We start from the raw sequence: 12,755 nt of genomic DNA on the forward strand, positions 1-12,755 counted from the left end.
CGTCATCTTGCTTAACGCCATTGTCGATAAATTAAAGTTAACAAAAAAGCGAATGCATTTGAGCATTCGCTTTTGGGATGTCTCACTTGAGATGGCTAACTGATGATCAACATTCAATAAGCATAACGTTGATATTCAAGCAGCAAACTCTAGACGCTAAGCGTCGCAAGCTAATGAGTAACTCAATACAGCTAAGCCTAGCTATGTTTGTTTGCAAACTCATTCATAAACTTGACCAAGGCAACTACGCCATCGAGTGGCATTGCATTATAGAGGCTAGCACGCATACCACCTACGATACGATGGCCCTTTAAGGCAACGAGTCCAGCTATTTGGGCTTGCTTTAGGAACTCACTATCGAGCGCTTCGTTGACTAATTGGAAAGTCACGTTCATTTGTGAGCGGTTCGCTGCAACAACCCCATTACGGTAGAAAGCATTACCATCAATGCATTGATATAACATCTGCGCTTTTTGTTGATTAATTTTTGCAATACTCGCAATGCCGCCAATGGACTTAAGCCAAGCAAAGACTTCAGCGGCGAGATACCAAGCAAAGGTTGGCGGTGTGTTGAACATAGAGTCATGCTCAACGGCTAAACGATAGTCCATGATGGACGACTGCGGTAAACTCGGCAGTGTTAACATGTCATCGCGCACTATCACTATCGACAGACCCGATGGACCTATATTCTTTTGTGCGCCAGCGTAAATCAAACCGTAGCGGCTGACGTCGATTTCACGTGACATAATGGTTGACGATAAATCGGCAACAATTGGCCAAGGTGGGTCTAATTCATCAAAAATTTCGATACCATCTACTGTCTCATTAGGGCAATAGTGAACATAGCGATAATCGGCATCGATCTTATGTAAATCAGGTAAGACAACCGCATTGAGTCCATTGTGTTTTTCAACAATATTCAAGCTATCAATCTGCGCTTCACCCACGAGCTTTTGTGCTTCGGCTAACGCGGCAGATGACCATTGACCACTGACTAAATACAGGGCTCTGCCATGATTACCTAAAAAATTATTCACAACAGCGGAGAACTGTCCACGACCACCGCCGTGCATAAATAGCACATGGTAATTTGTGGGGATCTGCATCAGTTCACGTAAATCGGACTCGGCTTGTTGTGTAAGCGCGATGAACTCTTTACTTCGGTGGCTGATTTCCATCACGGAAACGCCTTGGCCATTCCAATCAAGTAATTCCTGTTGTGCTTTTTTCATTACCGCTGCGGGTAACATTGCAGGTCCAGCACAGAAATTATAAATCGCGCTCACTGACACTCTCCTTAATCCCAACCATGATGTAGGTATTGATAAATACGAAACCATTCTAAAACGAACAATGCTATCAACATCAATGCCATTAAAAAAACGAGCGTCCAATTGGACGCTCGTTAATATGACACTTAATTACTCTTCGTCTTGCTCATCATCAGCAAGCTCGTCTTCATCTTCGTCCAACTCTTCTTCGTCATCCAGCGCTTCTTCAAGAGCCTCGTCGGCTAATTCGCCTTCGATAATGACAGGAACAATCGGTAAACCGTTTTCATCCAGCTCGACTTCATCTTCTTCAGTTTGGATTTCGTCGATACGTTGTAGGCCGACCACTTTCTCGTCGCCCGCAGTGCGGATAATCGTTACACCTTGAGTGTTACGGCCAATGATAGACACGCCGCTCGCAGGTGTACGCACTAAGGTACCTTTATCACTGATGAGCATCAGTTCGTCGTTAAGACCGACTTGAACAGCCCCAACAACAGCGCCGTTACGTTCACTCACCTTGATTGAAACCACACCTTTAGTCGCACGGCTCTTCGCTGGATATTCAGACAGTTGCGTCCGTTTACCGTAGCCGTTTTCAGTCACAGTCAGAATCGCGCCATCGCCTTTGGGTACGATAAGCGACACGACTTTCTGACCTTCTTCTAAACGGATACCACGAACGCCTGTTGCAGTACGGCCCATAGGACGTAAGGACAAGACTTCTTCACCAGTTTCAGGATCGGTTTTCACTTCGCCTGTTTCAGAATCACGAACTTTCTCACCAAAGCGAACCACTTTACCTTCGTTCGAGAACAACATGATTTCGTCATCACCGTTAGTGATATCGACACCGATCAGTTGGTCACCGTCTTTGAGGTTAACGGCGATAATACCGTTTGCACGTGGATTGCTATAAGCAGTTAGTGCGGTTTTCTTCACAGTACCGTGTGAGGTCGCCATGATGATGTACTTGTCCGCCGCGTATTCACGTACTGGCAGAATCGCAGTAATGCGCTCGCCATCGGATAACGGCAACAAGTTAACAATTGGACGACCACGGGCCGTACGGCTCGCTAATGGCAGTTGATACACTTTGAGCCAGTACATCTTACCAAAATCAGAGAAGCACAAAATGGTATCATGGGTATTGGCAACTAACAGCTTCTCGACGAAATCTTCGTCTTTCACTTTCGTCGCGGCTTTACCTTTACCACCACGGCGCTGGGCTTGGTAATCGGTCAATGGTTGATACTTGGCATAACCTAAGTGCGACAGTGTTACCACAACGTCTTCTTCGTTGATCAAGTCTTCAAGACTCATATCGACTTCGTTGGCATTGATCACTGTACGGCGCGCATCACCATATTCTTCAAGGATTTGAACTAATTCTTCCTTGATCACTTCCATCAAACGCTCAGGACTGCGCAAAATAAACAGCAGACCCGCGATAAATTCGAGCAGTTCTTCGTATTCGGCGATGATCTTATCGTGCTCAAGACCGGTCAAACGGTGTAAACGCAGTTCCAGAATGGCCTGAGCTTGTTGCTCAGTCAGGAAGTATTGACCGTCACGAATACCGTATTGTGGCTCTAACCACTCTGGACGCGCGGCGTCATCGCCCGCTTTTTCCAGCATGCCTTGAACGTGGCCTAATTCCCAACCTTGCTCAACCAATTTCACTTTGGCATCCGCAGGCGTGGGTGAGGCTTTGATCAGTGCAATAATCGGGTCAATGTTAGCCAGTGCAACCGCCAGCGCTTCCAAAATATGGGCACGCTCACGGGCTTTACGCAGTTCAAATACGGTACGACGCGTCACCACTTCACGGCGATGCAGAATAAAGCATTCGAGCATTTCTTTAAGATTAAACAGTTTAGGCTGACCATTGGTCAGGGCCACCATGTTAATCCCGAAAGAACACTGCATTTGCGTTTGAGCATAAAGGTTATTTAGTACAACCTCGCCCACTTCACCGCGCTTAATTTCGATAACGATACGCATACCGTCTTTATCAGACTCGTCGCGTAGACCACTGATCCCTTCAAGCTTTTTATCTTTAACCAGCTCGGCAATCTTCTCGATTAACCGCGCTTTGTTCACTTGATACGGGATTTCAGTGACGATAATGCGCTCACGGCCATTATCTTCGGTTTCCACATCTGCCAGAGCACGCATGATCGCGCGGCCACGGCCAGTTTTATAGGCATCAATAATGCCTTTACGGCCATTGATAATCGCTGCAGTGGGGAAATCCGGACCAGGAATGTATTCCATCAACTGTTCAATCGACAGTGAGGGTTCTTCAATCAATGCCAAACAGCCTTTCACTACTTCCGTTAGGTTGTGTGGTGGGATGTTGGTTGCCATACCCACGGCAATACCCGATGAACCGTTAATTAACAGGTTAGGTACGCGTGTAGGTAATACAGCTGGGATCTGTTCTGTGCCGTCGTAGTTAGGGACGAAATCCACTGTCTCTTTTTCAAGATCGGCCAGTAATTGGTGCGCTAACTTATCCATACGGATTTCGGTATAACGCATTGCCGCCGCTGAGTCACCGTCGACCGAACCGAAGTTACCTTGGCCGTCTACTAAGGTGTAACGCAGTGAGAATGGCTGGGCCATACGGACGATAGTGTCATAAACAGCAGAATCACCATGGGGGTGATATTTACCGATGACGTCACCAACCACACGGGCAGATTTTTTGTAAGGCTTGTTCCAATCGTTCTTCAATTCACTCATGGCAAACAGAACGCGGCGATGAACCGGCTTTAAGCCGTCGCGCACGTCTGGTAATGCACGTCCCACGATAACGCTCATGGCGTAATCAAGGTACGAATTCTTTAGTTCGTCTTCGATATTAATTGGCGAAATAGATGATGCCAGATCAGTCATAAACTGCTCGTTCCCCTGAAAAATAGCCGACAACGTATAATCCGTATCATTGCCTAGCCCAAAAACGTGATTTGGCATTCTAACACAGTTATTTAATGTCGCCAGACCTATCATTATCGAATTGAGAGTCTGGTGGCTTAATAGATGAAAACACTGTCAATTTGGTCGTTTGAGCTATAAACAAGCGTTGAAATACACGGCTTACGATGAGGAAAAATCGTCAACGGGATGAAGTAAAAGGTCGATACGGAGCACAACAATTAACATAAAAGCAGATAACTGCTGAAAATTCACTCAACCACAAGGGCTTAGCTCAGTCGAGCACTTTGTTTATCAAACATAGTCGTTATAATAGCCGCACAATACAGCTTCTTCAGGTAATAGCATGCATCAGAATAACAATGTAGACCCACAGGAAATCGCAAAGTTTGAACGTATGGCCGAAACTTGGTGGGATCTCAACGGCGAATTTAAGCCGCTGCATCTATTAAACCCGCTGCGCTTAAACTATATCGATCAAACCGCTGGCGGTATTTTCGGCAAGAAAGTGCTCGATGTCGGCTGTGGTGGCGGCATATTGTCTGAAAGCATGGCCCGCATCGGCGCCGAGGTTGATGGCTTAGATATGGGTGATGAGCCCTTAGAAGTCGCCCGCCTACATGCCCTCGAAACGGGCGTGAGCATTAATTATGTAAAAAATACTGCCGAGGCCCACAGCCAAGATCATCAAGCCTATTACGATGTGGTGACCTGCATGGAAATGCTCGAACATGTACCCGATCCACAATCTGTGATTAAAGCATGCTGTGACATGGTCAAACCCGGTGGTCATGTGTTTTTCTCCACCATCAACCGCAACATTAAATCCTACGTGCACACCATTTTAGGTGCGGAATATTTGCTAAAAATGCTGCCAGTTGGCACCCACGAGCATAAAAAATTCATTAAGCCTTCGGAGCTGATTGAGCTAGTAGATAATACCGATCTTATCTGTACCGATGCCTTAGGGGTAAGCTACAACCCATTGACGGGCATTTTTAAGTACACGCCTAAGGTTGATGTGAATTACATGATAGCGACGCGTAAGGTTGATTAATATGAGTCTGGCACAGATCAAAGGCGTACTGTTCGATCTCGACGGCACCTTAGCGGATACCGCGCCGGATCTGGTGCAAGCCCTCAATTTAAGTCTTCAAGATGTCGGCATCGCCGCGCAGCCGTTAGCGGCCATGCGCTACGCCGCATCCCACGGCAGTTTTGCCTTAGTCGATGCCGCGATCCCTGATGCAGCAGAAGATCTTCGGTCTCAAGTTCAGCAAGGGCTACTCGCCCACTATCAGCGTATAAATGGCGATCACTGTGCGCTATTCACAGGCATAGCGGCATTACTCGACTGGCTCGAGTTAACTCAGCTGCCGTTTGGGGTGATCACCAACAAGCCTGCGCGCTTTACCCGTCCCTTATTGCGAAAACTGAATTTACACTTGCGTATGCCCGTTATCATTAGTGGCGATTCTACAAAACACCCAAAACCCCACACTGCACCTATGCTGTTAGGCGCACAACAGCTGAACTGTGCTCCAGAACACATTTTGTATCTTGGGGATGCCGAGCGAGATTTGCTCGCGGCCAAGGCTGCTGGCATGTTAGGCGGCGTGGCCCTATGGGGTTATCTGGGCGTGAACGACAAGCCGTTGCAATGGCCTGCGCACGCGCATTTTGCGAGCCCAACTGAGCTACATCAAGCACTAATCGAAGCATTGACTTAACAACATCAACCAAAAACAGCGCCTACAATGCTCACGAATAAGGCATCCAATACGTAACTTCACTGACGGACATCAGTGTGTCAGCATACTATTTATGACCCACGGAAAAAGTCAGGCGCATAAAAGATCGGCACTCGTGAGCGATCGCGATCTAAAGAAAAAGATCGCCTAAAAATCCCCCATGAGTGTGACACGCTAACCTGAAATTGAGCTTCAAGGTTAGTCGTTACTAACGCAAAATTTTATCCTCACGTTATCCACAAGATGTCCCCTGAATTCAGACTTGCAAATAGGGGCAAACCTCACTATCTTGTATCCCATATAATTTAAAACACCATATCTTGTGTATAGGTAACAATCAGACACACTAGAAGCTCGCCGCTTAATTGACTCGTTTTTAACCAGTCAGCTGTATTTAAGGGACGATTATTGATTGTTTTACAAGGATACGTACGGTGATTTTGCTCACCTAAATACATATAAGAACCAAGGCCTATCTCCAAATGAATAGCACTATGACAGTCACAAAACGCTGTGGCGATCGTGAGAATATCGATCTCGAAAAAATACACCGCGTAATTACTTGGGCAGCCAAGGGATTAAAAAACGTTTCTGTTTCGGAAGTTGAACTTCGCTCGCACCTACAGTTTTTCGATGGCATCCCAACCGAAGCTATCCATGAAACCATTATCAAGGCTGCGGCAGATTTAATTTCTCCAGAATCACCGGACTATCAGTTCCTCGCTGCCCGTTTAGCGGTGTTTCATTTGCGTAAGAAGGCCTTCGGTCAGTTTGAGCCGCCCGCATTGTATGCTCACGTGACTAAATTGGTTGAGCTGGGTAAATACGATCAACACATTTTAAGAGATTACACCCGCGAAGAGCTGGATGTGATGGATACCTATATCGACCATTGGCGCGATATGGACTTTTCCTACGCTGCAGTAAAACAGCTTGAAGGCAAGTATTTAGTTCAAAACCGTGTTACCCACGAAATCTATGAGAGCGCGCAGTTCCTTTACATTTTGGTTGCGGCTTGCTTGTTTGCCCGTTATCCAAAAGAGACGCGCCTGAAATACGTTAAAGATTTCTATGACGCGGTATCAACTTTTAAACTGTCGCTGCCAACGCCAATTATGGCCGGTGTGCGCACCCCAACGCGTCAGTTTAGCTCTTGCGTACTGATCGAATGTGGTGACAGCTTAGATTCCATCAACGCGACCGCTTCGTCTATCGTGAAATACGTCAGTCAACGTGCGGGTATCGGTATTAACGCCGGTCGTATTCGCGCCTTAGGTAGCCCAATCCGTGGTGGTGAAGCCTTCCACACAGGTTGCTTACCTTTCTATAAGTATTTCCAAACCGCAGTGAAGTCGTGCTCTCAAGGCGGCGTGCGTGGCGGTGCTGCGACCCTGTTCTACCCTATTTGGCACTTAGAAGTCGAATCTCTGCTGGTATTGAAAAATAACCGCGGCGTCGAAGACAACCGTATCCGTCATTTAGACTACGGTGTGCAGTTGAACAAAGTGATGTATCAACGTCTGATCAAAGGCGAAAACATCAGTTTATTTAGCCCATCTGACGTGCCTGGCTTGTACGATGCTTTCTTTGAAGATCAAAATGAGTTTGAGCGTTTATATGTGCAATATGAGCAAGACAGCAGCATTCGTAAGAAAACCATAAAAGCCGTTGAGCTGTTTTCACTGATGATGCAAGAGCGCGCTTCAACGGGCCGTATCTACATTCAGAACGTGGATCACTGCAACACTCACAGCCCGTTTGATTCAAAAGTCGCGCCGATCAGACAGTCTAACCTGTGTCTTGAAATCGCCCTGCCGACTAAACCATTAAACAACATCGATGATCCAGAAGGTGAAATCGCGCTTTGTACGCTGTCAGCACTTAACTTAGGTTCTATCAAAGAGTTATCTGATATTGAGCCATTAGCCGACCTCGCCGTACGCGCACTGGATAATCTATTGGATTATCAAGATTACCCTATCAAAGCCGCGCAAATCGCCTCGATGAATCGCCGTACCTTAGGCATAGGCGTGATCAACTTCGCTAACTATTTAGCGAAAAACGGCATGAAGTATTCTGATGGTAGCGCGAACGCTTTAACCCACAGAACCTTCGAAGCGATTCAGTACTATTTACTGAAAGCCTCAATGAACTTAGCCAAAGAGCAAGGTGCGTGTCCGTTATTCCACGAGACCACTTACTCTCAAGGTATTTTGCCAATTGATACCTACAAACGTGATTTGGATAAAATTTGTGCCGAACCATTGCACTTAGACTGGGAATCACTGCGTAGCGATATCAAGCAATATGGCCTGCGTAACTCAACGCTATCGGCATTAATGCCATCAGAAACCTCGTCGCAAATTTCCAATGCGACCAATGGTATCGAGCCACCACGTGGTCTTATCAGCGTGAAATCGAGCAAAGATGGTCAGCTAAAACAAGTGGTACCAGATTTCGATACACTGAAAGATAGCTATGAATTGCTGTGGAAAATGCCAAGCAACGACGGTTACTTACAGCTAGTGGGTATTATGCAGAAGTTCGTTGACCAAGCGATTTCGGCTAACACTAACTACGATCCTTCACGTTTTGAAGGCCGTAAAGTCCCCATGCAAACCCTGCTGAAAGATTTGCTCAATGCTTACAAGTTAGGTGTTAAAACGCTTTACTACCATAACACTCGCGATGGTGCGTCGGATTCACACGATGACATCACCAATTTAGAGAAAGAAGATGACGGTTGCGCCGGCGGCGCATGTAAAATCTAGTCTTTAACTTTAACGTTAACGGTTTTATAGGGATCCCTATTTAGTGGATCCCTATCCATTGGAAAAATAGCACCATGGCCTACTCTACCTTCTGTCAAACACCCAACGATGCCACCCGTGAACCTATGTTTTTAGGTCAATCGGTCAACGTGGCGCGCTACGATCAACAAAAATATGAAGTGTTCGAAAAACTGATAGAAAAGCAGTTATCTTTCTTTTGGCGCCCGGAAGAAGTAGACGTCAGTCGCGATAAGATTGACTACGGTGCATTGCCTGATCATGAAAAACACATCTTTATTTCGAATCTGAAATACCAAACCCTACTCGACTCGATTCAAGGCCGCTCGCCCAATGTGGCCTTTTTGCCACTGGTGTCACTGCCTGAATTAGAAACCTGGATTGAGACTTGGTCTTTCTCTGAGACAATTCACTCGCGCTCATACACCCACATCATTCGCAATATCGTTAACGATCCTTCAGTGATCTTCGACGATATCGTCGTGAACAAAGAAATCTTAAGCCGTGCGACCGATATCGCCGCTTATTACGATCACTTGATCCAATTGACTCAGATATTCCATTTACTCGGTGCTGGAACCCATGTCATCGATGGCAAAGAAGTCATAGTCAATACCCGTACCCTGAAAAAAGCCTTGTACCTGTGCATGATGTCAGTCAACGCCCTAGAAGCTATTCGTTTCTATGTTAGCTTCGCCTGCTCATTTGCCTTTGCTGAACGTAAGCTCATGGAAGGTAACGCGAAAATTATTCGCTTAATCGCCCGTGATGAAGCCTTACACTTAAACAGCACTCAGCATATTTTAAGCATCATGCAAGGCGGTAAAGACGATCCAGAAATGGGTGAAATTGCTGCAGAATGCCAACAGGAAGCTTTCGATTTATTCTTCAAAGCCGCAGAGCAAGAAAAAGAATGGGCCAAATACCTGTTCAAAGACGGCTCTATGATAGGTTTGAATGAACAGATCCTGTGCCAATACGTTGAGTTTATTACTAATCAACGCATGAAGTCGGTGAATCTACCGCAACCATACCCAGAAATAACCAATCCATTACCTTGGATGAAAAACTGGTTAGAAAGCGATGCAGTGCAAGTTGCACCACAGGAAGTTGAAGTCTCTTCATACCTTGTCGGCCAAATCGACTCCGCGGTTGATGGCGATGAATTCCTCGACTTCGATCTATAAGACACTTAAAAGTGACGTTACAAAATGGCATTAAAACTGTGACATCAAAAAAACGGCCACAAAACCTGTTTGCAAAGGCGCCAATCGTGCGCCTTCAAGGTCAGCCTGTGTTGCTCTTTACCGAGCAACAAGGCACTTTGCTGCAAGCGCTCGAAGCTAAAAAAGTTAAAATCTTCTCAGAATGTCGCAACGGTTTCTGCGGCGCCTGCAAAACACGCGTCATCAGCGGAAAAGTCAGCTACTTAAACGAACCCTTAGCCGAACTTAAACATGATGAATGTTTGCCCTGCTGCTGTGTGCCAACCGAAGATTTAGAGCTGGACTTGTCACCTGAAGGTGCAGCTGTGGTCACCTATGCGTGTCAATCTCATCAGAATAAAGCCAGTTTGGCTAAGTCAAAGCAAACACAAAATGTGGCAAGTGACACACGCACGCAGAAACAGGCAGTGTTTGAAGACTCATAACGGCAAGACTCAATTGTTCAATAAGCTGCTTTAAACAAGATGTGGCGTTAAAACCCAAAATCGCTTTAAAACAAAAATGAGCTTTTAAACAAAGAGTAGCTTTAGACAAACAGCCCCTTTCAATACAGCCTTATTCAATCCGCGCCATTAGATACCAAACGTTTTAAAACCCACTATTTTCCCTTCTCTCTATTTTCAATGCATTCACACAAAAAAACCTAAAACAAACTAAAACAAAAAAGCCTGAACACAGGTTCAGGCTTTCAGGATCTAAAATTGAATACTTAACGCTTAAAACGTAAGGCTTATCGACTTTCTATAAACGCATTGCCAGTTCAGCGCCTTGGCGGATTGCACGCTTAGCATCAAGCTCTGCCGCAACATCTACGCCACCAATCAGATGCACAGGCAGGCCCGTTGCTTTCATCTCATCTACTAACGTGCGATTCGATTCTTGCCCAGCACACAAAACGACGTTATCGACGGCCAGCACTTCAGCGGTTTCACCCACGCGAATATGCAGTCCAGCATCATCAAACTTGTCGTAACTCACGCCCATTTTCATCTTCACATCATGTTGCTTAAGCACAAGACGGTGGATCCAGCCGGTGGTTTTGCCTAAGCCTTTGCCCATCTTCGACGTTTTACGTTGCAGTAAAAACACCTTACGATGATCAGTATTGTCGGAATGAGGTTCAGTTAGGCCGCCCGCATGCTGGTAAGTTTTATCTATGCCCCACTGTTGCAGCCATTTATCGGGGTCCAAGGTGCTCGACTGGCGCTCACACAAAAAGTGCGCCATATCGAATCCTATACCGCCAGCGCCAATCAAGGCCACCGTATTACCAACAGTCACTTCACCCGAGAGCACTTTTTGATAATCGACCACCCGTGGGTCGTCAAAACCGGGTAAGACTAAATCACGCGGCACAACGCCTGAGGCGATTACCACTTCATCAAACGTTTCCGTCGCCAGCACACTGGCATCGAGGCGAGTATTTAATCTCAGCTCCACCTTATGCAGCTTAATTTGGTTAATGAAATAACGAATAGTCTCGTTAAACTCTTCTTTCCCAGGAATTTTACGGGCGAGATTAAACTGACCACCCACCTCAGATTTCGCTTCAAACAAGACAACGTCATGGCCACGCATGGCGGCATAAACAGAAAACGCCATGCCCGCAGGGCCTGCCCCCATCACCGCAATACGCTTTTTATTTGCAGTGGGTAAGAAGTTGATTTCAGTCTCATAACAGGCGCGAGGATTCACTAAGCAAGTTGCGCGCTTGAGGGAAAAAGTATGATCAAGACAAGCTTGGTTACAGCCAATGCAGGTGTTGATAAGCTCCGGCGTGTTCGCCGCAGCCTTATTCACAAACTCAGGATCAGCAAGGAAAGGCCGCGCCATCGACACCATGTCAGCTTGACCAGAGGCGATAATCTGCTCACCAATCTCAGGGGTGTTAATGCGGTTAGTCGCAATTAAGGGAACAGAGACAGATTGTTTGAGCTTTTCAGTTACCCACGCAAAGGCGCCACGGGGCACGCTTGTCGCAATGGTCGGTACTCGCGCTTCATGCCAGCCAATGCCCGTATTTAGAATGGACACGCCAGCTTGCTCTAACCACTGGGCGAGCTGCACCACTTCATCCCAAGTTGAACCGTTATCCACTAGATCGAGCATAGATAAACGGAAGATAATGATGAAGTCTTTTCCGACTTTTGCCCGTATCGCGTTAACAATCTCAATTGGGAATTGCGCCCGCTTTTCAAACACACCGCCCCATTCATCGGTGCGGGTGTTGGTGCGCGCACTGACAAACTGATTGATCAAATAGCCTTCAGATCCCATCACCTCAACACCATCGTAACCCGCTTTCTTGGCAAGGGCGGCGGAACTAGCGTAATCCTTAATGGTCGAGCGCACTTGGCGACTAGACATAGCAGACGGCGTAAAAGGTGTAATGGGTGATTTAATCTTGCTCGGTGCTTGGGAAAAAGGATGATAACCGTAGCGGCCCGCATGCAAAATTTGCATACAGATCTTACCGCCAGCCTCATGCACCGCCTGCGTTACCACGCGATGCTTACCCACTTGCCAAGGAAAACTCAGCTGACAGGCATGGGGCGTAAGGCGACCACGAAGATTAGGGGAAATACCACCCGTCACAATCAAACCTACACCGCCCAGAGCACGTTCTTTGTAGAACGCTGCCAGTTTCTCAAATCCGCCCTTTTCTTCTTCCAAACCTGTATGCATTGAGCCCATAAGCACACGGTTTTTGAGCTGGGTAAATCCCAGATCTAAGGGTTCTAATAAATGGGGAAACGACATTCAAACATCCTTTTA

General features: G+C 46.5%; 8 protein-coding genes. 5 read left to right on the top strand and 3 right to left on the bottom strand.

Annotation, left to right across the window (positions count from 1 at the left end; genetic code table 11):
* Positions 1 to 197: 197 nt before the first annotated feature.
* Positions 198 to 1,289: a 3-phosphoserine/phosphohydroxythreonine transaminase gene (serC, locus tag L5M40_RS01450; RefSeq protein ID WP_263176177.1), complete on the bottom strand. Its 1,092-nt coding sequence runs from the start codon at positions 1,287 to 1,289 to the stop codon at positions 198 to 200.
* Between the two features lie 135 nt (positions 1,290 to 1,424).
* On the bottom strand, positions 1,425 to 4,175 hold the full coding sequence (gene gyrA / locus L5M40_RS01455) for a DNA gyrase subunit A (protein ID WP_028759867.1): 2,751 nt from the start codon (positions 4,173 to 4,175) through the stop codon (positions 1,425 to 1,427).
* A gap of 385 nt (positions 4,176 to 4,560) precedes the next feature.
* On the opposite strand from gyrA, the gene ubiG reads away from it, so the two are divergent.
* The 5 genes from ubiG (at position 4,561) to yfaE (ending at position 10,405) form a co-directional block, all read left to right on the top strand.
* Entirely contained in the window at positions 4,561 to 5,271 is a 711-nt protein-coding gene (gene ubiG, locus L5M40_RS01460; protein ID WP_173496881.1) for a bifunctional 2-polyprenyl-6-hydroxyphenol methylase/3-demethylubiquinol 3-O-methyltransferase UbiG, read from the top strand.
* Between the two features lies 1 nt (position 5,272).
* Complete coding sequence (locus L5M40_RS01465) at positions 5,273 to 5,944, top strand: HAD family hydrolase (RefSeq protein WP_263176178.1); 672 nt, start codon at positions 5,273 to 5,275, stop codon at positions 5,942 to 5,944.
* Between the two features lie 503 nt (positions 5,945 to 6,447).
* Positions 6,448 to 8,736, top strand: coding sequence for a class 1a ribonucleoside-diphosphate reductase subunit alpha (gene nrdA / locus L5M40_RS01470; RefSeq protein WP_219250838.1), 2,289 nt, complete (start codon positions 6,448 to 6,450; stop codon positions 8,734 to 8,736).
* Between the two features lie 74 nt (positions 8,737 to 8,810).
* Positions 8,811 to 9,941, top strand: a complete 1,131-nt coding sequence (gene nrdB, locus L5M40_RS01475; RefSeq protein WP_028759863.1) for a class Ia ribonucleoside-diphosphate reductase subunit beta — start codon at positions 8,811 to 8,813, stop codon at positions 9,939 to 9,941.
* A 38-nt stretch (positions 9,942 to 9,979) separates the two neighbouring features.
* Positions 9,980 to 10,405 (top strand): class I ribonucleotide reductase maintenance protein YfaE, encoded by a 426-nt coding sequence (gene yfaE, locus L5M40_RS01480; RefSeq protein WP_113940499.1) that lies wholly within the window; start codon positions 9,980 to 9,982, stop codon positions 10,403 to 10,405.
* Positions 10,406 to 10,721: 316 nt separating this feature from the next.
* Here the strand turns inward: yfaE and L5M40_RS01485 are convergent, their stop codons facing one another.
* The gene (locus L5M40_RS01485; RefSeq protein ID WP_105252560.1) at positions 10,722 to 12,740 is read right to left on the bottom strand and encodes an NADPH-dependent 2,4-dienoyl-CoA reductase; all 2,019 of its coding nucleotides are present in this window, start codon (positions 12,738 to 12,740) and stop codon (positions 10,722 to 10,724) included.
* Positions 12,741 to 12,755: the final 15 nt, after the last annotated feature.

Origin of the sequence: Shewanella sp. SM68, assembly GCF_025653925.1 — a bacterium.
Taxonomy (GTDB): domain Bacteria; phylum Pseudomonadota; class Gammaproteobacteria; order Enterobacterales; family Shewanellaceae; genus Shewanella; species Shewanella oncorhynchi.